The organism is Salmonella sp. NW38, from assembly GCF_051807745.1.
In the GTDB taxonomy this organism is placed as follows: domain Bacteria; phylum Pseudomonadota; class Gammaproteobacteria; order Enterobacterales; family Enterobacteriaceae; genus Salmonella; species Salmonella enterica.
Genome location: NZ_JAMMTO010000004.1, coordinates 24,264 through 47,894, shown reverse-complemented (window position 1 = coordinate 47,894; position 23,631 = coordinate 24,264). Strand labels below are relative to the sequence as shown.

The 23,631-nt window shown below is 54.6% G+C and carries 19 protein-coding genes; 13 read left to right on the top strand and 6 right to left on the bottom strand.

What is annotated here, in order from left to right:
- Nucleotides 1-11: 11 nt before the first annotated feature.
- From hslR to igaA, 3 genes are all read right to left on the bottom strand, one after another.
- Nucleotides 12-413, bottom strand: a complete 402-nt coding sequence (gene hslR / locus NA624_RS08610; RefSeq protein ID WP_000660721.1) for a ribosome-associated heat shock protein Hsp15 — start codon at nt 411-413, stop codon at nt 12-14.
- Between the two features lie 10 nt (nt 414-423).
- On the bottom strand, nt 424-1,092 hold the full coding sequence (yrfG, locus tag NA624_RS08605; RefSeq protein ID WP_001520508.1) for a GMP/IMP nucleotidase: 669 nt from the start codon (nt 1,090-1,092) through the stop codon (nt 424-426).
- 64 nt (nt 1,093-1,156) lie between these two features.
- Nucleotides 1,157-3,289 (bottom strand): intracellular growth attenuator protein IgaA, encoded by a 2,133-nt coding sequence (igaA, locus tag NA624_RS08600; RefSeq protein WP_000104091.1) that lies wholly within the window; start codon nt 3,287-3,289, stop codon nt 1,157-1,159.
- 322 nt (nt 3,290-3,611) lie between these two features.
- Between igaA and nudE the strand changes: the two genes are divergently transcribed.
- On the top strand, nt 3,612-4,175 hold the full coding sequence (nudE, locus tag NA624_RS08595; protein ID WP_000045725.1) for an ADP compounds hydrolase NudE: 564 nt from the start codon (nt 3,612-3,614) through the stop codon (nt 4,173-4,175).
- A gap of 95 nt (nt 4,176-4,270) precedes the next feature.
- Here the strand turns inward: nudE and mrcA are convergent, their stop codons facing one another.
- A complete protein-coding gene (mrcA, locus tag NA624_RS08590; RefSeq protein WP_000673824.1) occupies nt 4,271-6,823 on the bottom strand; it encodes a peptidoglycan glycosyltransferase/peptidoglycan DD-transpeptidase MrcA in 2,553 nt (850 codons plus the stop codon).
- Nucleotides 6,824-6,943: 120 nt separating this feature from the next.
- On the opposite strand from mrcA, the gene NA624_RS08585 reads away from it, so the two are divergent.
- The 12 genes from NA624_RS08585 (at nt 6,944) to trpS (ending at nt 17,229) form a co-directional block, all read left to right on the top strand.
- On the top strand, nt 6,944-7,723 hold the full coding sequence (locus tag NA624_RS08585) for a hypothetical protein (protein WP_000874737.1): 780 nt from the start codon (nt 6,944-6,946) through the stop codon (nt 7,721-7,723).
- Nucleotides 7,723-8,262, top strand: coding sequence for a PilN domain-containing protein (locus tag NA624_RS08580; RefSeq protein ID WP_000951377.1), 540 nt, complete (start codon nt 7,723-7,725; stop codon nt 8,260-8,262). Before NA624_RS08585 ends, NA624_RS08580 begins: the two co-directional genes overlap by 1 nt.
- Nucleotides 8,246-8,719 carry a HofO family protein gene (locus NA624_RS08575; RefSeq protein WP_000992475.1) on the top strand — a complete coding sequence of 158 codons (474 nt, stop codon included), beginning with the start codon at nt 8,246-8,248 and terminating at the stop codon, nt 8,717-8,719. Before NA624_RS08580 ends, NA624_RS08575 begins: the two co-directional genes overlap by 17 nt.
- Nucleotides 8,709-9,110 (top strand): HofP DNA utilization family protein, encoded by a 402-nt coding sequence (locus NA624_RS08570; RefSeq protein ID WP_000648142.1) that lies wholly within the window; start codon nt 8,709-8,711, stop codon nt 9,108-9,110. Before NA624_RS08575 ends, NA624_RS08570 begins: the two co-directional genes overlap by 11 nt.
- Nucleotides 9,025-10,263, top strand: a complete 1,239-nt coding sequence (hofQ, locus tag NA624_RS08565) for a DNA uptake porin HofQ (protein WP_000832820.1) — start codon at nt 9,025-9,027, stop codon at nt 10,261-10,263. Before NA624_RS08570 ends, hofQ begins: the two co-directional genes overlap by 86 nt.
- Nucleotides 10,264-10,727: 464 nt before the next feature.
- On the top strand, nt 10,728-11,249 hold the full coding sequence (gene aroK, locus NA624_RS08560; protein WP_000818621.1) for a shikimate kinase AroK: 522 nt from the start codon (nt 10,728-10,730) through the stop codon (nt 11,247-11,249).
- A 56-nt stretch (nt 11,250-11,305) separates the two neighbouring features.
- Entirely contained in the window at nt 11,306-12,394 is a 1,089-nt protein-coding gene (aroB, locus tag NA624_RS08555; protein ID WP_000439821.1) for a 3-dehydroquinate synthase, read from the top strand.
- Nucleotides 12,395-12,491: 97 nt separating this feature from the next.
- Nucleotides 12,492-13,769 carry a cell division protein DamX gene (gene damX / locus NA624_RS08550; RefSeq protein ID WP_000343151.1) on the top strand — a complete coding sequence of 426 codons (1,278 nt, stop codon included), beginning with the start codon at nt 12,492-12,494 and terminating at the stop codon, nt 13,767-13,769.
- Nucleotides 13,770-13,949: 180 nt separating this feature from the next.
- A complete protein-coding gene (gene dam / locus NA624_RS08545) occupies nt 13,950-14,786 on the top strand; it encodes an adenine-specific DNA-methyltransferase (protein ID WP_000742132.1) in 837 nt (278 codons plus the stop codon).
- Between the two features lie 17 nt (nt 14,787-14,803).
- Nucleotides 14,804-15,481 carry a ribulose-phosphate 3-epimerase gene (gene rpe / locus NA624_RS08540; RefSeq protein WP_000816283.1) on the top strand — a complete coding sequence of 226 codons (678 nt, stop codon included), beginning with the start codon at nt 14,804-14,806 and terminating at the stop codon, nt 15,479-15,481.
- Complete coding sequence (gph, locus tag NA624_RS08535; RefSeq protein ID WP_000359652.1) at nt 15,474-16,232, top strand: phosphoglycolate phosphatase; 759 nt, start codon at nt 15,474-15,476, stop codon at nt 16,230-16,232. The genes rpe and gph overlap by 8 nt, the downstream gene beginning before the upstream one ends.
- Nucleotides 16,225-17,229 carry a tryptophan--tRNA ligase gene (trpS, locus tag NA624_RS08530; protein WP_000165562.1) on the top strand — a complete coding sequence of 335 codons (1,005 nt, stop codon included), beginning with the start codon at nt 16,225-16,227 and terminating at the stop codon, nt 17,227-17,229. Before gph ends, trpS begins: the two co-directional genes overlap by 8 nt.
- 144 nt (nt 17,230-17,373) lie before the next feature.
- On the opposite strand, the gene NA624_RS08525 is transcribed toward trpS, so the two are convergent.
- Nucleotides 17,374-17,544: a YhfL family protein gene (locus NA624_RS08525; RefSeq protein WP_000472323.1), complete on the bottom strand. Its 171-nt coding sequence runs from the start codon at nt 17,542-17,544 to the stop codon at nt 17,374-17,376.
- Nucleotides 17,545-17,737: 193 nt separating this feature from the next.
- Nucleotides 17,738-23,569, bottom strand: coding sequence for an autotransporter adhesin BigA (locus NA624_RS08520; protein WP_408136937.1), 5,832 nt, complete (start codon nt 23,567-23,569; stop codon nt 17,738-17,740).
- Nucleotides 23,570-23,631 lie beyond the last annotated feature (62 nt).

Sequence of the window (23,631 nt, the reverse complement as noted above, 5' to 3'; positions counted from 1 at the left end):
GCGGGTGACAGTTATTCGCTGTCGCCGTGTTTAAATCGTAACAGGTCGCGGCGCTCTTTCTTGTCCGGTCGCCTGTCCGGATGCGGCATGGTCAGGGCGTTAAGCTTGCGCGCCTGCGCCATTTTTTCGCGTTTTTCCACGCTTTCCGCCGTCTCTTCATACAGAGCGACGGCTTCGCTGGCCGGACGGCGCTGTTCGGTGATGGCTTTAACGATCACCGTCCGTTCGTCATTTCCCTGACGCAGGGTAAGGGTTGCGTTCAGCTCGACGATTTTGCTCGGCTTACTGCGCTGGCCGTTGTAATGCACCTTACCGCCTTCAATCATCTCGCGGGCCAGCGCGCGGGTTTTATAAAAACGCGCGGCCCACAGCCATTTATCCAGTCTGACCTCAACGGAGGACTTTTCTTTCATGGCGTCTCCTTCACATCAGCGAGGGGATCAGACGGCGGTAGTCGTTCAGAGACGGATGGCGCGTATAGTGCTTTTCCGCCAGGCCGGAATCAGGATTCGTCACGCCAAGACAGTAGCGAATACCAAACCGGGCGGCGGCGTCGAGAATCGGTTCGCTGTCATCGATAAACAGCGTTTTCTCTGCGCTTATTCCCGTTTCCTCAGTGACAGCGCGCCATAACCGCTGATCCTCTTTGGGATAACCAAATGTGTGGGTGGAAAGTAATAAATCAAGGTGTGAGGCCAGACCGGTATGCTCCAGCTTCACCGCCAGGTTATGTGGATGCGCATTGGTGAGCAGAATCCGACGTTTTCCGCTGGCTTTTAACGCATTCAGAAACGGTACGGTATCGTCGCGCAAAACGGCGCGCGGCCCTTGCGCCGTCGTCATGGCGCAAATATCCAGACCCAGACGCTCGCTCCAGTAATCCAGACAGTACCAGTTTAGCGTATGCTGTACGGCATGATACTGCTGGCGAATATATTCCTGCGCGTCCTGCGGCGAAATACCCTGCTGCGCGCCGTAGGTTTCCGGTACCAGCTTTTGCCAGAAATAGTTATCGAACGCGAGATCAAGCAGCGTGCCGTCCATATCCAGCAAAACGGTATCCACGTTTTGCCAGTCAATATCAATATGCATGGGGAACTCCAGGGTAACGCAATTTGCGCGACAGGGTAGCATACCCTGTCGCACGGCGGCGCGATCAGATGAGATTTTCCGGAGAGACGGTTAACCTGGGATTGAGGCAGTTTTCATAGTATTCCTGGATGTCCGCCATACGGGTGCGGTGGCGTTGGTAACGTCTGAACGCCTGAATGCCGTTGTAGACCGCGCTCACTATCATTGCCAACATCAGCAGCGTGGTGCCGAGGTAACGCCACCAGCCGGATTTATCGGGGATACGATGCAGGCTGATATGCTGCGTGCCGTTGGCATCGGTATACACGCTGGTGACAATGCCCTCGGCGCTAAATGGCGTCTGCATGAGCGTTTGCGCCAGACGCTGGAAGGCGCTCCACTGTTCCTGCGCGGGATAGTCATACAGCGGCGTTGACGGCCAGGCCTGATCAACCAGTTCGCTGCCTTCATCGCTGGCGATCAGGAATCCGCCGGGAGCGGGGCTATTCAGCGACTGGGCGGCACGCGCGGTCTCGCGAGAAATAAACGGCGCCGTTGAGGTCGTGACCAGATTTTCCAGCGACTCTGCGCTTACGGGGCGTAGCAGCACGTTGACGCCGTCCAGTTTGCCGGCGTTCGCGCGTTTCACCAGCGCGTTCCAGTCCTTACTGTTACCGAGATTAACCAGCGCATTTTTCAGACGCACGCACTCGTCTTCCGCCGCGCACAAATCAGCGGTTTTCAGAACAATATCGCCAAAGTCATCTAATAATACCATGCCCGATTTTTGTATCGCGGAGCGTAAAGATGCGCTGACGCGCGAGTCGTCTTCGGGTTTTGGATGGAGCTGACGATTTACCGCCTGGCTTAGCGCCATCGCTTTATTCACCAGATCTGATTCCGGCAGCGGTAGCGCAGGCGCGTCATTCCAGATGATTTGCGAGCAATCGAACGGCATAAACGGGGAGTTAGACTGGCCGCTCCAGGTCGCCCCGGAATGAATATTACACATTCCTTTACCGCTCAGGTGCAGCGTATCGCCCACCCGTACGCCAGCTTTTTCAAGCTGTTTTACCGTTGTCGCTTCAATGGTTTGCGCGCCTTTCATCCACGATAGCGTGAACTTAATTGGCATATCCAGCGGGATCCAGAACAGCAGCATAAACAACACCAGCAGCGAACCGATAGCAATAACAGTGCTGCGTAACCAGTGCTGCAACGGAAAGTTTTTCACTTCATCATGCAGGGATAAAAACCGGCCCTGGCGGGCGACATGGCGATCAAGGTAAATATCAATATCCGTTTGTTGCCCAAGATCCTGCGTAATGTAGGGTTGCCAGTGGGCAGGGTAAATAAGGTCGATGATGCCCAGGGAGATATTGTTAATCTGCTCCTGATTATTCTCCCCAAACAGTCCCCAGCGGCGGGGCGTTCCCCGCAGACAGTGAATTTCCCGCAGCGCGCTTTTCGACGGCGGCGCAAAAAGCCCCCAAAGTCCGGCTGCCAGCAGCAGGATCGCGCCGCCTATCATCCACGGTACAAAAACGTCTGGCGTTATCAGACAGAAAAAGAATAACAAAAAGGAGGCGACGATTAACAACGCTTCGCGCAAGCCAGCCGGGCGGCTGAGCGCATATTCTTCGTGGGTCTCCTGACGGATATTCAACAGCTCAATCTGCTCGCTCTCTTCGCCGCGAATCGACGCCTGCGTAGAGGCCGTATTCTGTAGCGCGTAGCCGCGCGACTCCTGCATATACTCTTGCAGCGTATGGCCGTTTAAAGAGATCACCAGCGGCAGCGTATCCGTGAGGATCAGCTCAACGTTGTTTTCATCATTGATGTACTGTTCCCAGAAAGGCGGCAGATGGACTTCGACGGAGTCGAGGTAGTAGCGCCATTTATTAGGATCGTCAGTGGTAATGCCGTAGCGGGTGATGGAGTGGGTCAGTATCACGACACTGTTGCTTTCCGCGTTCAGCGTCAGCGAGATGGGCGCAGCACTGGCACCTGTCGGCCCCGGAACTTGCTGGATCTGGCTAAGGTTATCGAGATAGTTTTCTACCGCGCTGCGCTCTTCGGGCAACAGTTTACGCGTTTGCGCGTCCTGAAAGGCGCTGATCCACGGTAAGCTCCCTCGTCTGGACTTTACCCGGAACCGCCATATTGCCAGTAGAGAGCAGGCCAGCAAAGCAGCTATAAAAATCAGAATGGTGCTCATGCTTTCCCCATCTTACTAAGTCTGTCAGGCGTGGTCAGTCGCACCCTGTCCAATAAACATTTTTCTGTGGTTGGCTATCGGCAAGCGTGGAGTTGAACTTGAGCATTGTAAAGCGCATCCCAGTGAAGGCAAATCATAGCAATACCACCAAAAACGGAATATCAGCAAATTCCTGGAGTTATTTCAACCTATTGACTTTTAATTTGAAATAAGAATTAATTTTTATTACGTTACATAAATGTAAATAAACGGCAATTCGCATTGCCGAAACCGTGCGGTATGTCGCACAATGACCACAGATTACACTGCAAAGATTCTCACAATGAGCAAATCATTACAAAAACCCACCATTCTGAAAGTGGAAACCGTCGCACAATCCCGACTGTTTAACGTAGAAAGCGTGGATCTGGAGTTCAGCAACGGCGTGCGTCGCGTGTATGAACGTATGCGACCATCAACCCGTGAGGCGGTAATGATTGTGCCGATCGTTGATGAGCATCTGATTCTTATTCGTGAGTATGCGGTGGGAACCGAATCCTATGAGCTGGGCTTCTCGAAAGGATTGATCGACCCGGGCGAGACCGTTTTTGAAGCGGCGAACCGGGAGCTCAAAGAAGAGGTCGGGTTTGGCGCGCATAACCTGACCTTCTTAAAAAAACTCAGCATGGCGCCCTCTTATTTTTCCAGCAAAATGAATATTGTGGTGGCGGAAGATCTCTATCCGGAGTCGCTGGAAGGCGACGAGCCTGAGCCATTGCCGCAGGTACGCTGGCCGCTGGCGCATTTAATGGATCTGCTGGAAGACCCCGATTTTAACGAGGCCCGCAACGTCAGCGCGCTGTTTCTGGTACGCGAGTGGTTGAAAGCGCAGGGCCGAATTGCCTGATGGCGCGGCGTTGATCAAGCCAACGGGAGGTTCGTCTCCCCGTTCGCCGTCATCCGCTAAACACAATAAAAAAGGCGCCGGAGCGCCTTTTTTGATCAGAACAGTTCGTGTGTTTCACCATTATCAATAATGGTGGTTCCCACCTCGTGTACCGCCTGTTGTGTCGGCTGCGTGCCTTCGATGAAATACTCTTCACGGCTGTTACCGCCGCTCGCCAGTTGTCCGGTACTGCGGTCGATATTCACCGTGACAATGCCCGGCGGCGGCGTTAGCGGCTGTTCCGGCACGCCTTCCAGCACGGCTTTCATATAGGCGTCCCATGCAGGTTGCGCGCTCTTCGCGCCGCCCTCATAGCCGGAGATTTGATCTTTGATCGCGCCGGAAGCGGTAGTGCGGCCTAAATCACGGCGGTGATCGTCAAAGCCGATCCATACGGAAGTGACGACGCCAGGACCATAGCCGGAGAACCATGCGTCTTTCGAGCTGTTGGTCGTACCGGTTTTGCCGCCGATATCGCGACGTTTAAGGTCGCGCGCCGCACGCCAGCCGGTACCCATCCAGCCGGGTTCGCCGAAGATATTGGTGTTCAGCGCGCTTTTGATCAGAAACGCCAGCGGCGTATTGATCACATGCGGCGCGTACTCCTGCGTGCCGTTTTGCGCGACCAGCGCCTGGTTTGCCTGTTCCAGCTCAGGCATCGGTACGGCGCTGTTTTGCTGCTCTTGCGAAACCGCGACCTCTTCCACATTGGTGTTTTCCAGCACGTCGGATTTCTGCGTATTGCCGTAAATGACCGGGATATCGCACTCCGGGCAGGCGATTTTCGGTTTCGCTTCGAAGATCACGCCGCCCTGATCGTTCTCAATCTTGCTGATGAAATACGGGTCGATCAGGAAACCGCCGTTCGCCATCACCGCATAACCGCGCGCAACCTGCATCGGCGTGAAGGAGGCGGAGCCCAGCGCCAGCGATTCGGTATGCACGATATTCTGCGCCGGGAAGCCGAAGCGTTGCAGATACTCCGCCGCATAGTCGACGCCCATGGCGCGCATGGCGCGTACCATCACCACGTTTTTCGACTGCCCCAGCCCCTGGCGTAAACGAATCGGTCCGGCGTACTGCGGCGGGGAGTTTTTCGGACGCCAGTCTGAACCTGCCCCGGCGTCCCAGCGGGAAATCGGCACATCGTTGAGCATACTGGCAAGCGTCAGCCCTTTATCCATTGCGGCGGTGTAGAGGAACGGTTTGATGTTCGACCCCACCTGACGCAAAGCTTGCGTCGCGCGGTTAAATTTACTCTGATTAAAATCGAAACCGCCGACCAGCGCCAGTACCGCGCCTGTTTGCGGGTTAAGCGAAACCAGCGCGGAGTTCACTTCCGGTACCTGCGCCAGCCACCAGTCGTTATCCACCTGACGAACCCAGATTTGCTGACCTGTCTGGACGACATCGGTAACTTTACGCGGCGTCGGCCCCTGCTGTGTATCCGAGCGGTAAGGCCGCGCCCAACGCATTCCTTCCATACGTAGCGAAACGGACGTACCGTCGGCAAGCGCAGCGGTCGCCTCTTGCGGATTAGCGCTGGTGACCACGGCGGGAAGCAGCGGTCCGTAGGTCGGCAACGCTTTCAACGTATCGGTAATTTTTTTACTGTCCCACGCCGTTTCGCCCACTTTCCATAGCACATTCGCCGGGCCGCGATAACCGTGGCGCATGTCATAGTCCAGCACGTTATTACGCACCGCCTGTTGCGCGGCCTGCTGCACTTTGCGGGTGATGGTCGTGTAAATACGATAACCATCTTCGTAGGCGCTTTCGCCATAACGGTTATACATTTCCTGGCGCACCATTTCCGACAGATAAGGTGCGGAGAAGGCGATTTCCGGCGCGTGATAATTTGCGTCGATAGGTTCGCTACGGGCCTGATCGTACTGCGCCTGAGTGATATATCCCTCGCTTAACATTCGCGAAAGCACTACGTTACGGCGCGCTATCGCCCGATCCATCGAGTAGAGCGGGTTAAAGGTAGAAGGCGCTTTAGGTAGCCCGGCGATAACCGCCATTTCGCTTAGGCTAAGCTGGTCGACCGTCTTACCAAAGTAGACCTGTGCCGCCGCGCCAACGCCATAGGCGCGGTAGCCGAGATAGATCTTGTTCAGATAGAGTTCGAGGATCTCATTTTTATTCAGCATCTGCTCAATACGAATCGCCAGAAACGCTTCCTTGATCTTGCGCATCAGCGTGCGTTCGGGGCTAAGGAAGAAGTTTCGCGCCAGTTGCTGGGTAATGGTACTTGCTCCCTGCGATGCGTGACCGGAGAAGAGCGCGACGCTGGCCGCACGGAAAATACCTACCGGGTCAATGCCGTGATGCTCATAAAAGCGGCTATCTTCGGTGGCGATAAAGGCGTTGATCATTTCCGGCGGAATTTGATCGAGCGTAACGGGAATACGACGTTTTTCGCCATATTGCGCGATAAGTTCGCCATCCGCGCTGTAAACCTGCATCGGAATTTGCAAACGCACATCTTTCAATGTCGCGACGTCAGGTAGCTGCGGCTCAATATAGCGATAAAGGCCATAAATCGAGCCTGCTCCCAGCAGGATGCAACATACTGCAAGGATCAATAAATACTTTACGAACTTCACTGGAGATTTCCCATTTAGTGTCATTTGGGCAGTTTATAAACAAACGCGCGGTAGTATAAAGGCAAGCCAGACGCATTGATATACCCGTTAACGCGACGGGTGATAAGGAGATCGACCGTTATGGCTTTTAAAACCTGGCAAATAGGATTGCATATTCAGCAGCATGAAGCGCTGGCCATCGCCGTTATTCGCGGCGCATCGGGCTGGTCTCTGCAACGTTGGTGGCGACTGCCGCTGATGAACGCCTCCACGGCAGAGGGTACGATTCCTGACCCGCAATCGCTGGCTCACGTACTGCGACCCTGGAGCCGCGAGCTGCCGCTACGTCACCGTATTTATCTCTCTTTTCCCGCAAATCGGACATTGCAACGCGCTTTTCCACATCCGCCGATGCGTCTGCGGGAACGTGAGCAAGTCGCATGGCTTTCACAAACGATGGCGCGTGAGCTGGATATGGATCCGGACTTATTGCGTTTCGACTTTCAGGACGATGCGCTGAGCCCCGCGTTCAACGTTACCGCCGTGCAAAGCAAAGAAATTTCAGCGCTGTTAACGCTGGCGCAAACGCTCAATGTGCGCATCGCTGCTGTAACTCCCGATGCCTGCGCGTTACAGCGCTTGCTGCCGTTTATACCTTCGGGGCGGCAATGTCTGGTCTGGCGCGATGAGAGCCAGTGGCTGTGGGCGACGCGCTATGCGTGGGGGCGTAAATCGGCGTGCGAGGCGACGACGCTGCATGATCTTGCCGCGACGTTATCCGTCGTGCCGGAACATATTTCGTTATGCGCCGAAGGCGAATTCGACCCCTGGCGCGTCGTTACCGTCCGCCAACCGCCGGTTCCGCCGGACGGTTATCGCTTTGCGATTGCGCTGGGTTTAGCCATGGGGGAGATACGCTGATGGCGCATTCTGTCAATTTGCTCCCCTGGCGGCACCAACATTACGTAGCGCGTCTGCGGCTGTGGTGCGTGGTATGGGGCGCGTCCCTGCTGCTGATAGCAAGCCTCGCGACGATCGCCCGGTTGGTTTTTTGGCAGGAGGGGAGGATTAATGAACTGCTACTGACGGCGGAAAACGGACGCACGACGGCGCTTGCGGCGAACATACCGCAGTTGCAGCAGCGTCAGCGGCAGCAACAGGCGCGATTACAACGTCAGGCGCAGCGTGAACTGACGCAAGCCTGGCAATCTATCTTGACTGACCTTGCCAACCTGTTGCCAGATCAGGCATGGCTGACAAGCCTCAATTATCAGCAAGAGACGCTAGAGCTGGAAGGGCTGGCGAGAACGTTTGACGCCCTGCTCACGCTTGAGACATCGCTTCGTCACTATGTCAGTTTTCCGCTAAACCGCACGGGCGCCACGCGGCAGGATGCGCAAGGGCGCTGGCAGTTCCATTATCAGTTAACGAGGAGCGCCGCCCGTGAACGCGCTCTTTGATATCTGGTACGGGATGTCGCGCCGTGGTCGGGTTTTTTGTTGGTGTGCAGGCGTGCTGTGCCTGACGCTGACGGTCGCGTTATCTGTGGACTATCCCGGCTGGAAAACGCTGGATACGCAACAAACGCGGTTAAGCCAGCAGCGCGAGGCCGCCCGACAACAGTGGCGTCATCTGCGCCGTCTGAGCGTCGCGGCTGAACCGCTTTTCGGGCGCACCGTTGAAAATCCGCGTCCTTTTTCGCCGTTAGATTTCCAGGCTCCTCCCCTGCGTTTGCTGCACTGGCAGCCATCGGCGCAGGGGGGAGAAATGGCGCTGAAAACGTCCTGGGATGCGGTGCCGTCACTGTTTGTCCGGTTGGCCGAAAGCGAGATGAGCGTAAGTCGGTTTTCATTGCGTAGAGAGGGGGCGGAATTATTGATAACGCTGCAACTGGAGCGCCTGGCGAATGAAGGCTAGCCGTAGTGTATTGCTCTGTTTTTGTTTGCTGACGTTGACAGGAATGCGCGATCCCTTCCGCCCGCCGGAAGATCGCTGCCGGATAGCGGAACTCTCGCAGTGGCGATATCAGGGCGCGGTACGTAAAGGCGAGCGATGGACAGGCATTCTTAAAGATAGCCAGCAAAAATGGCGGCGAGTGGAAGAAGGGCAGACGCTGGAAAACGGTTGGACGATTGTCCGCCTGACGGCGGAAGCCTTAACGTTAACGACCGGTAAAAATTGTGCGCCGCCGCAGTGGCGGTGGCTACGTCAGGGAGCGGGCAATGAAGCGATGGATAGCCATAATACTGATAGTCTTGATGCCCGCCGCACAGGCGGGAAAAGCGGCGAAAGTGACGCTGGTGGTTGACGACGTCCCTGTGGTGCAGGTTTTGCAGACTTTAGCCGAGCAGGAGCGGCAGAATCTGGTGGTGTCGCCGGACGTCAGCGGGACATTATCGCTACATCTGACGGATGTGCCGTGGAAACAGGCGCTACAGACGGTGGTCAATAGCGCTGGGCTGGTGCTGCGTCAGGAGGGGAATATTCTCCATGTTCATTCACAGGCCTGGCAGAAAGAACACAGTGCGCGGCAGGATGCCGAGCGGTTAAGGCTTCAGGCTAATTTACCGCTGGAAAACCGCAGCATTAGCCTGCAATACGCCGATGCCGCCGAACTGGCGAAAGCGGGCGAGAAACTCCTGAGCGCGAAGGGAACCATCATGGTAGATAAGCGCACCAACCGCCTGCTGTTGCGCGATAATCGCGCGGCCCTGGCGGAGTTGGAAAAATGGGTATCGCAAATGGATCTGCCGGTGGCGCAGGTGGAACTGGCGGCGCATATCGTCACCATTAACGAAAAGAGTCTACGGGAACTGGGCGTAAAGTGGACGCTGGCTGACGCGACGCAAGCGGGCGCGGTGGGTGACGTGACGACGCTTTCCAGTGATTTATCCGTCGCCGCCGCCACCTCACGCGTCGGGTTTAACATCGGGCGCATTAACGGACGCTTGCTGGATCTAGAGCTGTCAGCGCTGGAACAAAAGCAGCAGTTGGATATTATCGCCAGCCCCCGGCTGCTGGCTTCGCATCTGCAGCCAGCCAGTATCAAGCAAGGCAGCGAAATTCCTTATCAGGTTTCCAGCGGCGAAAGCGGCGCGACCTCCGTGGAATTTAAAGAAGCGGTGCTGGGAATGGAAGTGACGCCCACCGTTTTGCAAAAAGGGCGCATCCGCCTGAAGTTACATATCAGCCAGAATGTCCCCGGTCAGGTACTACAACAGGCTGACGGCGAAGTGCTGGCGATAGATAAACAGGAAATTGAAACGCAGGTAGAGGTAAAAAGCGGCGAGACGCTGGCGCTGGGCGGTATTTTTTCGCGAAAAAATAAATCGGGTAGCGATAGCGTGCCGCTGCTGGGGGATATTCCCTGGCTTGGTCAGCTCTTCCGCCATGACGGCAAAGAGGACGAGCGACGCGAATTAGTGGTGTTTATCACCCCCAGACTGGTGGCGACAGAATAATTTATGCATAAAAAAGCGCTGTTTTTGCACTGAACGCATCTGCGGGATTTGACGTGCGGATGTATTTAGCATACAAGGAGTACCGATTTGAGAGTCGTGCTTTTCGTTGCTGACGCATTGATTAATGCGCTTTGCCTTGCCGAAGGTGTGCATAAGACCGATGATAAACGGCTGAATGTCCGCTGATGCAGACGTATTGGTTCTGCGGATTGCGCACAATTGTTTGAAAGTAGAGCAATTTGTAGGCCGGATATGTTGTTCTGGTCGCCATCCGGCAACGCTAACTCGGGTTTTGCAACAATCAGGCTTGGTGATTTATTCAGTTGCCAAACCCGCTTGAGTATTGAGATAATTTTCAGTCTGACTCTCGCAATATCTTATGAGGTTTCAGTTCATGTCCTGCTGCGCTGGGTGTCTGTGAAGCGGGTTTACCATTAACGAATAGTCTTAGTAGTACCGAAAAAATGGCAGAGAAACGCAATATCTTTCTGGTTGGGCCTATGGGTGCCGGAAAAAGCACTATTGGGCGCCAGTTAGCTCAACAACTCAATATGGAATTTTACGATTCTGATCAAGAGATTGAGAAACGAACCGGAGCTGATGTGGGCTGGGTCTTCGATGTTGAAGGTGAAGACGGCTTCCGTAATCGTGAAGAAAAAGTTATCAACGAATTGACGGAAAAACAGGGTATTGTGCTGGCAACCGGCGGTGGCTCTGTAAAATCGCGTGAAACGCGTAACCGTCTCTCCGCGCGTGGCGTCGTGGTCTACCTTGAAACGACCATCGAAAAACAACTGGCGCGTACGCAGCGTGATAAAAAACGCCCGCTGTTGCAGGTTGAAGCACCGCCTCGCGAAGTTCTGGAAGCGCTGGCTAACGAACGCAATCCGCTGTACGAAGAGATTGCCGACGTCACCATTCGCACCGACGATCAAAGCGCTAAGGTTGTGGCAAACCAGATTATTCATATGCTGGAAAGCAACTAATTCAAGCAGAATACGCTGGGTAAGCGGGCACAAGTAACTAAGGTGGATGTCGCGTCATGGAGAGGATTACAGTCACTCTCGGGGAACGTAGTTACCCGATCACCATCGCGGCTGGTTTGTTTAACGAACCAGCTTCATTCTTGCCGCTGAAATCAGGCGATCAGGTCATGTTAGTGACCAACGAAACCCTGGCGCCGCTTTATCTGGACAAGGTTCGCGGCGTACTCGAACGGGCAGGCGTTAACGTAGACAGCGTGATTCTTCCTGACGGCGAGCAGTATAAGAGCCTGACGGTGCTGGATACGGTGTTTACGGCGTTACTGAAAAAACCGCATGGTCGTGATACCACGCTGGTCGCGCTTGGCGGCGGCGTGATTGGCGATCTCACCGGTTTTGCGGCGGCCAGCTACCAGCGAGGCGTACGTTTCATCCAGGTGCCAACTACCTTACTGTCGCAGGTTGATTCTTCCGTGGGCGGGAAAACCGCCGTCAACCATCCCCTTGGCAAAAACATGATTGGCGCGTTTTACCAACCCGCTTCTGTGGTTGTCGATCTTGATTGCCTGAAAACGCTTCCCGCACGCGAACTGGCATCGGGACTGGCAGAGGTGATCAAATACGGCATTATACTCGACGCAGACTTCTTCACCTGGCTTGAGGAGAATCTGGATGCGCTATTGCGTCTGGACGGCCCGGCGATGGCGTACTGTATTCGTCGTTGTTGCGAGCTGAAAGCCGAAGTTGTTGCCGCCGACGAGCGTGAAGCGGGCTTACGTGCTTTACTGAATCTTGGACATACCTTTGGCCACGCCATTGAAGCGGAAATGGGATATGGCAATTGGTTACATGGTGAAGCCGTTGCCGCAGGTATAGTGATGGCTGCGCGCGCATCCGAGCGTTTGGGGCAGTTCAGTTCTGCTGATACGCAGCGCATCATCGCTCTACTCGAACGGGCCGGGTTGCCAGTCAATGGCCCTTGCGAGATGTCCGCGCAGGACTATTTGCCGCACATGCTGCGAGATAAAAAAGTGTTAGCGGGGGAGCTGCGTTTAGTGCTTCCGCTGGCCATAGGGAAAAGTGAAGTGCGCGGCGGAGTGTCGCACGAAGTCGTTCTTAGCGCGATTGCTGACTGTCAGCAGGCGTAACAACAAGAAAGGTCAGACTGATATTGCGTAGATGTCAGTCTTTTAGCTTCAGGTTATGTGCAATGTCGTAAGCATTAACCTTTGAGTGGGGTGTTAAATGGATGAATTCAAACCAGAAGACGAGCTGAAACCCGATCCCAGCGATCGTCGTACTGGTCGTTCTCGTCAATCTTCAGAACGCGATAATGAGCCACAGATCAACTTTGATGACGTTGATCTGGATGCCGACGATCGCCGTCCGACGCGTACGCGTAAAGCGCGTAGTGAAGAACCTGAAGTTGAAGAAGAGTACGAATCCGATGAAGACGATACGGTGGACGAAGAGCGTGTTGAACGCCGCCCACGTAAGCGTAAAAAGGCGGCCCATAAGCCAGCCTCTCGTCAGTACATGATGATGGGCGTTGGCGTACTGGTGCTGCTGCTATTGATTATCGGTATCGGCTCCGCGCTGAAAGCCCCCTCAACGTCTTCCAGCGAGCCGTCGGCCTCTGGCGAAAAGAGTATCGATCTTTCCGGTAACGCCGCCGATCAGGCGAATGCGACCCAGCCTGCGCCGGGCACCACCTCCGCAGAACAAACCGCGGGCAATACGTCGCAGGATATTTCGTTGCCGCCGATTTCTTCAACGCCGACGCAGGGACAGTCGCCTGTGGTCGCTGACGGTCAGCAGCGCGTGGAAGTGCAGGGCGATCTGAATAATGCGCTGACGCAGAATCCAGAGCAGATGAACAATGTTGCGGTGAACTCTACGTTGCCGACAGAGCCTGCAACCGTCGCGCCAGTTCGCAATGGCAGCACGACGCGTCAGGCGGCGGTTAGCGAACCTGCCGAGCGTCATACCACGCGTCCGGAACGTAAACAGGCCGTCATTGAACCTAAGAAACCGCAGACCACGGCGAAAACCACGACTGCGGAACCGAAGAAACCGGTCGCGCCAGTGAAACGCACGGAACCGGCAGCGCCAGCCGCGACGCCGAAAGCGACCACCACGACGGCTGCTCCGACAGCGACGGCAAGCGCTGCGCCGGTACAAACCGCGAAACCAGCGCAAGCCTCCACGACGCCTGTCGCAGGCGGCGGGAAAAGCGCCGGCAACGTTGGCGCGTTAAAGAGCGCGCCATCCAGCCACTACACATTGCAGCTCAGTAGTTCTTCAAATTACGACAACCTGAACGGTTGGGCGAAGAAAGAGAACCTGAAAAATTATGTGGTATACGAGACGACGCGTAATGGACAACCGTGGTATGTGCTGGTAACGGGGATGTATGCTTCGAAAGAGGATGCTAAACGTGCGGTGTCCACCTTACCTGCCGATGTGCAGGCGAAAAACCCGTGGGCAAAACCGTTGCATCAGGTTCAGGCCGATCTGAAATAATCCAGGCTGTGTCCTGCAATTGCCTGTGAGTGTCGCTGACAGCTATTTTTGTTCAGGACAGGCGCGAGGGGCGCATTTGCTATCGCCAAATGCGCCGTAAAGCAACGCGGCACAGCCTAAAGCGCAGGATGCTGTCGGAGCTTTCTCCACAGCCGGAGAAGGTGTAATTAGTTAGTCAGCATGAAAAAAAATCGCGCTTTTTTGAAGTGGGCAGGGGGAAAATACCCTCTGCTTGATGATATCAAACGACATTTGCCAAAAGGCGAGTGCCTTGTCGAACCTTTTGTGGGTGCCGGATCGGTGTTTCTTAACACCGACTTTTCTCGTTATATCCTCGCCGATATCAACAGCGACCTTATTAGCCTCTATAACATCGTGAAGTTACGTACTGACGAGTACGTACAGGCTTCGCGCGAGCTGTTTATGCCTGAAACTAACCAGGCTGAGGTCTATTACCAACTCCGTGAGGAGTTCAACACCTGCCAGGACCCCTTTCGTCGGGCGGTACTGTTTTTATATCTGAACCGCTACGGTTATAACGGACTCTGTCGCTATAACTTGCGCGGGGAATTTAATGTACCGTTTGGTCGTTATAAAAGACCTTACTTCCCGGAAGCGGAGTTGTACCACTTTGCAGAAAAAGCGCAGAATGCGTTCTTTTACTGTGAGTCATACGCAGACAGTATGGCGCGTGCGGACAAGTCGTCGGTGGTCTATTGCGATCCGCCTTATGCGCCGTTGTCCGCCACGGCTAACTTCACAGCGTATCACACCAATAGTTTTAGCCTGACGCAACAAGCGCATCTGGCGGAAATCGCTGAGAATCTGGTCAGTAACCGGATACCGGTGCTCATTTCCAACCATGATACGGCGCTCACACGCGAGTGGTATCAACTCGCAAAATTGCATGTCGTCAAAGTTAGACGCAGTATAAGCAGCAACGGCGGCACACGTAAAAAGGTGGACGAACTGCTGGCTCTGTACCAACCAGGAGTCGCCACGCCTGCAAGAAAATAATTCTCAAGGAGAAGCGGATGAAACAGTATTTGATTGCCCCCTCAATTCTGTCGGCTGATTTTGCTCGCCTGGGTGAAGACACCGCCAAAGCGCTGGCTGCCGGTGCTGATGTTGTACACTTTGACGTCATGGATAATCACTATGTGCCGAACCTGACTATCGGCCCGATGGTGCTGAAATCCCTGCGTCAGTACGGTATTACCGCGCCTATTGATGTCCACCTGATGGTCAAGCCAGTCGACCGTATCGTGCCCGACTTTGCCGCCGCTGGCGCGAGCATCATTACCTTTCACCCGGAAGCCTCCGAACATGTTGACCGCACGCTACAGCTGATTAAAGAGCACGGCTGTAAAGCGGGGCTGGTATTCAACCCGGCAACGCCGCTCAGTTATCTCGATTACGTCATGGACAAACTGGATGTGATCCTGCTGATGTCCGTGAACCCAGGCTTCGGCGGCCAGTCTTTTATTCCGCAGACGCTGGATAAACTGCGCGAAGTGCGACGCCGCATTGATGCGTCCGGTTACGACATTCGCCTGGAAGTGGATGGCGGCGTGAAGGTGAACAATATCGGCGAGATCGCCGCAGCAGGCGCGGACATGTTTGTTGCGGGGTCGGCAATTTTCGATAAGCCCGACTACAAAAAAGTGATTGATGAAATGCGCAGTGAGCTGGCAAAGGTAAGTCATGGATAAGTTGCAGAATATTCGGGGCGTCGCCTTTGATCTTGACGGCACGCTGGTGGATAGCGCGCCGGGTCTTGCCGCGGCGGTGGATATGGCGCTGTATGCGCTGGAACTGCCGGTCGCGGGCGAGGAGCGCGTGATTACCTGGATTGGTAACGGCGCAGACGTATTGATGGAACGCGCGCTGACCTGGGCTCGCGAGGAGCGCGCCACGCTGCGTAAGACGATGGGGAAACCGCCCGTTGATGAAGATATTCCTGCCGAGGAACAGGTACGCATTCTGCGTAAACTGTTCGACAGGTATTATGGCGAAGTGGCGGAAGAAGGCACCTTTTTATTTCCGCATGTCGCCGACACGCTGGGCGCGCTGCACGCCAGCGGATTGTCATTAGGTTTGGTGACCAACAAACCGACGCCGTTCGTCGCGCCGTTGCTGGAATCGCTTGATATCGCCAAATACTTTAGTGTGGTTATCGGCGGCGATGATGTGCAAAATAAGAAGCCGCATCCGGAGCCGCTGTTGCTGGTGGCAAGCCGGCTGGGCATGATGCCGGAGCAGATGCTTTTTGTCGGCGATTCGCGTAATGACATTCAGGCTGCAAAAGCGGCGGGCTGCCCTTCGGTTGGCCTGACATACGGCTACAATTATGGCGAAGCGATCGCTCTTAGCGAGCCGGACGTCATTTATGACAGTTTTAACGATCTTTTGCCCGCACTTGGGCTTCCGCATAGCGATAACCAGGAAATAAAAAATGACTAAGCCCATCGTTTTTAGTGGCGCACAGCCCTCAGGTGAATTGACCATTGGCAACTATATGGGGGCATTGCGTCAGTGGGTAAACATGCAGGATGACTATCATTGCATCTACTGCATCGTAGACCAACATGCTATTACCGTGCGTCAGGACGCGCAGCAGCTACGTAAAGCGACGCTGGATACGCTGGCGCTGTACCTGGCATGTGGTATTGATCCTGAAAAGAGCACTATTTTCGTTCAGTCCCATGTGCCGGAACATGCGCAGCTTGGCTGGGCGCTGAACTGCTATACCTATTTCGGCGAGCTGAGCCGTATGACGCAGTTTAAAGATAAATCTGCGCGCTATGCGGAAAACATTAACGCCGGCCTGTTTGATTACCCGGTGCTGATGGCGGCAGACATCCTGTTGTACCAAACCAATCTGGTGCCGGTAGGCGAAGATCAGAAGCAGCATCTGGAACTGAGCCGCGATATCGCCCAGCGTTTCAACGGGCTGTATGGCGATATTTTCAAAGTACCGGAACCGTTTATTCCAAAATCCGGCGCGCGCGTGATGTCGCTGCTGGAGCCGACAAAGAAAATGTCCAAATCGGACGATAACCGTAATAACGTGATCGGCCTGCTGGAAGATCCGAAATCGGTAGTGAAGAAAATCAAACGAGCGGTCACTGACTCCGACGAGCCGCCGGTAGTGCGTTATGATGTGAAAGAGAAAGCGGGTGTCTCTAACCTGCTGGATATTCTTTCCGCCGTGACCGGTCAGAGCATTCCTGAACTGGAAAAACAGTTTGAAGGTAAAATGTATGGCCATTTGAAAGGCGAAGTGGCGGAGGCGGTTTCCGGAATGTTGTCTGAGTTGCAGGAGCGCTATCATCGTTTCCGCAACGACGAAGCGTTCTTGCAGAAGGTGATGAAAGACGGGGCGGAAAAAGCCAGCGCACGTGCGGCCGAAACGCTGAAAGCCGTTTACGAAGCCATTGGCTTTGTGGCGAAACCGTAAGGGGTATTGCGTGCCCGATGGCGCGAGCTTATCGGGCCTACAAACGAGCGTAAGTTGGACAAGGCATCTGCGCCGTACCGTTTATCAGACCTGTAAAAAAACCGGGAAAATCCCGGTTTTTTTGTATCTGCGCAGTCGTTTCTATTATTGATCGGCAGCCGGGCCGCAACCACCAATAATTTTAGAAATAGAAATTGCAGGGTGCAGCAAATAATCGTAGCTGCAGTTGTTTTTTTTGTTTTCGATATGACCAGTACAGGCGGTGAGCGTTGCCAGAACCCCTGCCACAACGGCAATTTTTACAAATTTGAACATGTCAAAATCCTTGTTGATAAAACGAACACTAATGGTGGAATAAATATAAGATCTATTTAGCGTATAGTACGATAGCAATTAATAAACCATGCAGGTAGTCCAAATAAGGACTTCATCTTTACCTGGAAATCTGATTTAAAAAAGGCCGCTTAATAATAAGCGGCCTGTATTAGTGTTATATAATGTCGTTTATTTAACGAAATGTTTTCTTAACGTTAAGCATAAAGCCTTTATCGCTGATACCGTCTTCTTTCCACTGGTACGCATCCAGATGTAGCGCGGTATCATTGCTGCTATATTTCACGCCGATGGTTGCCAGGCCATTAACGCCGCCGCCTTTTTGACCGTCATCTATGCCGAACGATTGACCCGCCGCACCCTGTAATGACGCTGTACGCTGGCTCTTGCTGTAGCTCAGGTTCGGGCCGCCTTCCAGGGTAGCGGTGGCGCTCCAGCCGTCTTTCCCGGCGTAATCCAGCTTCAGGCCGACAAGAGAGTCTACCGCCGTTTCGTTGCCAGAATTCATGGACAGGTTAAAATCTCCGGCGCTGCGCTCTTTGTAGCCATCTTCCTTGGTGTGACGGAATTTCACCCCGGCATACGGCGTGACTTTCAGCGTATCACTCATCAGAGTGAAGGTTTTTGCCCCTTCGCTGCGGAACTCAAGGTACTGCTGACGTACGTCGGAATCCGCCACCTTGTTGGTGTCGCCATACGAGACGGAGCGACTGCTGTCCAGGTTATGCACGTCATAACGCAGGCTGTTATTCCACGCCAGACCTTCATCAAACGCCATGCTGTGCTTCAGGCCGAAGAACTGACTGTAGCCGCCGGTCAGGCCGTTATCGCCCGCGGTTTTCGAACCGTCGCCATCCAGACGCGCAATACCGTACTCCAGCGTCAGATTCTGGCTTGTGGTCAAATCCAGCTTCTGGCGCAGCGCCAGCATGTCGTACTGAGTGTCGTTGCCCAGTTCAGCGCGCGGGTCGCCTTTCGCCACTACGTTAAACGCCAGGCCGTCTTTAATCTGCTGGGCCGCGTCGGCCAGCATGTTAAAGCGGTTACTGAGGATACGCGCTTCGCGGAACACGGTGGTGGCCTGAGCGCCGCTGACCTGTTTCAGGGCGTTGTTCAGTTCGGCGGTGGTGCCAACGTTGAGGCTGGTATACAGCTCGTTGTTGGTATAACCGGCGTCGAGCGCACTCGCCACGCCGGAGACGCTGGCGTCGGTCGCCACATCGGCATAGGCGTTTTTGGTCATGGTGACGTCAACGTTGCCGTCGCTGTCCTGGCTTCCCTGTGCTTTCCACACCACGGTGGTGGACTGGATAGCGCCGGCGTCAGACAGGTTGCTGCCTTCGACCACGTTGTCGAAGCTGACGGTGGTGTCGGCGGTACCTGCGGCAAAGCCGGTGTTGATTTCCACGCCGTTCATGCTGGCGTTGCTGACCTTGAGCTTACCGGCGCTGCCGTCGGCGCTGGTGCCGACCACGTAGCCGGACAGGTTGTTGGTGGTGGATGAGCCTGCGCTGTCGCCGGTGGTCACGGTCGCCATGCCATCGTTAATGGTCGGTTCCGTTGGCGCAATGAAGTCAACATAATGCACTTCCGTACCGTCGCCGTTTTCACCGCTGCCTTCGATGGTTTTACCGCTCTGCTTGATAAAGCCGGAGCCGGTTACGCTGTCATCAATATAGACCGTACCGTTGTTGACGATATGGCCGTTGCTGCTCAGTTGACTGAATGCATAAGAATTGCTGGCGTAGATATTGATAGTGCCGTTGTTTTCAATAACCGCATCGGATTTGGCATCAGACTCAAGCTGCATCCCGACCATGCCGGTCTGCGTGGTGCCTTTAGTACCGACGTTAATTTCACCGTTGTTGACCATCTTCGCGCTGCCATGCGCCGACATCGCCACATTGCCGGTTTTATCAATGTTGATGGTGCCGTCGTTAATCGCCTTGCTGCCGCCGTTATTTTTCGCCGTGGTGATCTGCCCGTTAATAACACCGGTGCTGCCGTTATACAGGGTGTGCCCGCTCCCGCCGGTGGCGATATCGGCATCGCTATTCACCGTTCCCCAGTTATTGAAGGCGCCAGCCCACAGGCCGTCGTTTATTAGCGTTACAACGCCGCCTTCCAGGTTATTAAACGTACCGCCTTTATCAACAGAACCATTGTTGATGATCCCTGCGTTATTAACGGTTGCGGCACCGGTAAAGTTCAGCTTATCGATTTCGCCGCCTGAGTAGTTATTCAGTACCGTACTGCCCGATGCGCCGACCCAGGCCGACACTGTGCCTGTGTTATTCATGGTGCTGGCCCACTGCTCAACCGCGTTCATGGAGCCGCTGTTGTTGATAATGGAACCCGCTACCGTGGTCCCCGTTTTCCCGGTCACGGTGCCGGTATTGTTGAACACGCCGCCGTCTACGGAAACGGCAGCCGTTGTTCCCTCGTTGGTATAGATGCCGCCTTTGTCGATGCCGACGCTGCTGATGCTGCCGGTGGACTCGTTGGTGACATCACCGTAATTTCTGACGGTGACCTTGCCGCCGCTGACGATGCCTGCGTTGGTGACGTGTACGGTCTGCGTTGCGATCGGACTGGTGATAATGGTTTCGCCAGTAAGCGTTTCACCTGCGGCGGTAATGACATCGCCATCAGCAAAAGCCAGGGAGACGTTGCTGTCGGTCGGGTTGTACTGGTCGCTGCTCTGACAGTTGCTGTCAAAGCACACGGTGCCGTAGTTAATCACGCTGCTGTTGTTGTCGGCCAGGAATGGTTTACCGTAAGAGGCATCGATATTGATGGTGCCAGTGGTATCGTTGATGACGGTCCCGCCGTTGAGCGCCGCCATGCCGACCAGCTGGTTATCATCAATTTTGGTGACGCCCTCATCGGCGGTGAGATTAATGGTGCCCTGGTTAATGGCGGTGCCGCCATTGAGCGCCATCATGCCGAACCCGGCGTTATTAACGTTAATGGTGCCGGTATTGGTGGCTGTGGCGTCGCCGTCACCGCCATCAGTTGAGCCTGCGACCATACCTGCACTGGTGAGATAGAGCGATGACGGATGCCAGTAGCTTGTGCTGGTAATATCACCTTCATCGTCCAGCGTCGGGACAAAACCATCCAGATAAATATCGCCTGCGTTTAGCGCCGCTCCTTTGATGGCGCTAACGCCATATACGCCTGCGCCCTGCAAATGGATGGCGGCGTCTTCATCATTGACAACATCGCCATATCCAGAAGCGAGCATTGCATAGAAGGTATGGTTGTACCATTTCAGCGGGAAAAAGGAAAAACCTTTATATTTTACAGGTTGCTGGTCAGATATGATGGTGATATCACCGCCAGATTGGTTATGAATTACCGAACCTGCGTCGTCGGCGCGGGCAACGGCAGTACGATCGTCGCCGCCGCCGTTACTGGTTGCGTAAACCAGGATCTCACCGCTGTTGCTGATAGTTGCGCCATTGTCGACGCGCATAATGGAATAGACGCCGTGGCTTGTGATATCGCCCTGGTTCGCAATTGATGAATTTTCTCCGTTAGCGACTAATAGCGCATTGTTAATGGAAGCGCTAACATCTATATAATTGACATTAATATCAATGATTGAATTGTCATCCAGAATCAGAGAACCGCCGTTGCTGACCTTGGCCAGTGTGACAGCGCCTCCTATCATGGTGGCTGTATCTATTGTGGACTGACCGCTTAGCGTAACTTCGCTGTCGCCGTTGAGATTGATGCCTGTGACGATGCTGACCGAGCCATCCGTATTCTGGCTATGGGTAATGCTAATACCGCCGCGGATATCTACGTTGTTACCCTCGCCCGTAACGTTCAGACCGATAACACTCAACGCTTGTCCACTGACTGTCGACAGATCGCCGACGTTGATGTCAAATGTGCCATTAAGGGTGATATCGTTGTTGGCGCCGTTAACGGTGACGCCGGTTAGCGGGGTATCGCCGGCGATCAAAGAATTTTGCTCGAACTCAGCGCTCATATTCACGTTGCCTGCGATATTGACGGTGTTGCTGTCGCCGCTCACGTTTACGCCCGTCGCGCCGCGGAATACGCCATCGCTGTCCTGCACGGAAATAACGTTAATATCGCCATCCAGCGTAACCTGTGACGTATTGCCGCTCACCAGCGCGCCGGTGCCGTTGAGGCTGACGTTAATATTCCCTTTGTTGCGGAAGGCGTTTTGTTCGCCAGCGACCACAAAACCCACCGAGTCCTGATCGCGGACGGTGGCGTTACCGGTATTTTTTGCTTCATTTCCGGTGCCGTAGGTGATGATACCCATCGCGCCGTCGGTGACCAGCAGATCGCCCGCCTGGGTCAGACTGCCGTTGTCGCCATTGATAACTACAGCGGCAGAGCCTGCGCCATCCACTGCGATATCGCCGGTATTGGCGATACGGGCCTTACTGCCGTCAATTCGCGTACCGGTCGCGCCGCCGGAGATGGTCTGATCGCCTTCATTGATAATGAGCGTGTTATCGCCATCGACATACAACGCAGCGGACCCCGCGCCGCTGACGGTGGTGTCCCCGACATTATCGATAACCGCGTTGTCGCCGATAATATGGCCGCCGGTGGCACCGTCGGTGATGGTCATATCGCCGTCGTTGCTGACGCGCGCGTTATTGCCGTCAATGGTGGTGCCGGTGGAACCTGCGCCGCTGATACTGGAGGTACCAGTATTCTGAACCGTGGCGTTGTCGCCGTCGATGATGATGGCGGTGCCGCCGCCGCTCACGGTAATGTCGCCGGAGAAATCGGTGGTGGTATTATTACCGGAAATCAGCGCGCCGATGGCGTTGTCTACCGTTGAATGGCCCGAAATGGTGTTGGTGGTGCCGTCGCCGGAGATCACCATGCCGGTGGCACCGTCGGTCACACTGGAGTCCCCGGTGAGCGTGTTGACGGTTCGATCGCCGGAAATAATCACGCCGGTGCGATCCTGGCCGCTGATATCCATGCCGCGATCGGAGGTATGCGATTCGCCGTCGCCGGTGATAACCGTGGTGTTATCGTCGGCAATAATCAGATAGCCCCGGCTGTCGTACTTCCAGTAGAGACCGTTTTCCTGGGTGCCTTCAATCACGGCGGCATTGGCGTCAGTCACGTCCCAGCCGGTGACGTTCAGCGTTTTGCCGTCTTCGGTGGTCAACTGCCACTGGTCATCCTGTTCTGAATAATTCCACACGGCGCCCTCGAGAACGCTGCCGTTATCCAGTTTGAAGCTATCGAAGGCCAGGGTATCTTTGCCTTTATCGATGGTGACGCCGTTGCTGAAGGTAGTAACAGAATTATCTGTGGGTGTGTCGTCGTCATCGCCGCTATCGTCAGGCGGGGTTACATCGTCATCGCCGCTATCGTCAGGCGGGGTCACATCGTCATCGCCGCTATCATCGGGCGGGGTCACATCGTCATCGCCGCTATCGTCAGGCGGGGTCACATCGTCATCGCCGCTATCGTCTGGCGGGGTCACATCGTCATCGCCGCTATCGTCAGGCGGGGTTACATCGTCATCACCGCTATCATCGGGTGGGGTCACATCGTCATCGCCGCTATCGTCAGGCGGGGTTACATCGTCATCGCCGCTATCATCGGGTGGGATCACATTGTCATCGCCGCCATCGTCGGGCGGAGTGACGTTGCCGCCATTATCGGGCGGAGTGACGTCGCCGCCATTATCGGGCGTAGGGGGGGTATAAGAATGAGTGGAATCTCCGCCACCGTTATTTTCAACGCCAATAGCCACACCTGCGACCAGCGCAGCAACGCCGCCAGCAACCCAGCCCCAGTGATTATCATTTTCAGGTAATGTAGCAAGGCAGGTCGGTGAGAGTTTTGCGCGTTTTTCTTTAGGCAGGGAGGAGATATTACTGGGACATTCTTTTTCATCATCGTTATTTTCTGCGGCGATGGCCGGAATGTAATAACTTTGTAGCGTTAAAGCGATCGCGATAGAAATAAGTTTTTTCTTTTGCATAGGGTTCATCCTTAATTAATATTTTCCTTGCGTGCATAAACATATGGAGATAGCGATACAGGCAATGATGA

Coding starts and splice junctions, on each gene's coding strand:
- hslR (WP_000660721.1), bottom strand. CDS start 413: ATGAAAGAAAAGTCCTCCGTTGAGGTCAGACTGGATAAATGGCTGTGG.
- yrfG (WP_001520508.1), bottom strand. CDS start 1,092: ATGCATATTGATATTGACTGGCAAAACGTGGATACCGTTTTGCTGGAT.
- igaA (WP_000104091.1), bottom strand. CDS start 3,289: ATGAGCACCATTCTGATTTTTATAGCTGCTTTGCTGGCCTGCTCTCTA.
- nudE (WP_000045725.1), top strand. CDS start 3,612: ATGAGCAAATCATTACAAAAACCCACCATTCTGAAAGTGGAAACCGTC.
- NA624_RS08585 (WP_000874737.1), top strand. CDS start 6,944: ATGGCTTTTAAAACCTGGCAAATAGGATTGCATATTCAGCAGCATGAA.
- NA624_RS08580 (WP_000951377.1), top strand. CDS start 7,723: ATGGCGCATTCTGTCAATTTGCTCCCCTGGCGGCACCAACATTACGTA.
- NA624_RS08570 (WP_000648142.1), top strand. CDS start 8,709: ATGAAGGCTAGCCGTAGTGTATTGCTCTGTTTTTGTTTGCTGACGTTG.
- hofQ (WP_000832820.1), top strand. CDS start 9,025: ATGAAGCGATGGATAGCCATAATACTGATAGTCTTGATGCCCGCCGCA.
- aroK (WP_000818621.1), top strand. CDS start 10,728: ATGGCAGAGAAACGCAATATCTTTCTGGTTGGGCCTATGGGTGCCGGA.
- aroB (WP_000439821.1), top strand. CDS start 11,306: ATGGAGAGGATTACAGTCACTCTCGGGGAACGTAGTTACCCGATCACC.
- damX (WP_000343151.1), top strand. CDS start 12,492: ATGGATGAATTCAAACCAGAAGACGAGCTGAAACCCGATCCCAGCGAT.
- dam (WP_000742132.1), top strand. CDS start 13,950: ATGAAAAAAAATCGCGCTTTTTTGAAGTGGGCAGGGGGAAAATACCCT.
- rpe (WP_000816283.1), top strand. CDS start 14,804: ATGAAACAGTATTTGATTGCCCCCTCAATTCTGTCGGCTGATTTTGCT.
- gph (WP_000359652.1), top strand. CDS start 15,474: ATGGATAAGTTGCAGAATATTCGGGGCGTCGCCTTTGATCTTGACGGC.
- trpS (WP_000165562.1), top strand. CDS start 16,225: ATGACTAAGCCCATCGTTTTTAGTGGCGCACAGCCCTCAGGTGAATTG.
- NA624_RS08525 (WP_000472323.1), bottom strand. CDS start 17,544: ATGTTCAAATTTGTAAAAATTGCCGTTGTGGCAGGGGTTCTGGCAACG.
- NA624_RS08520 (WP_408136937.1), bottom strand. CDS start 23,569: ATGAACCCTATGCAAAAGAAAAAACTTATTTCTATCGCGATCGCTTTA.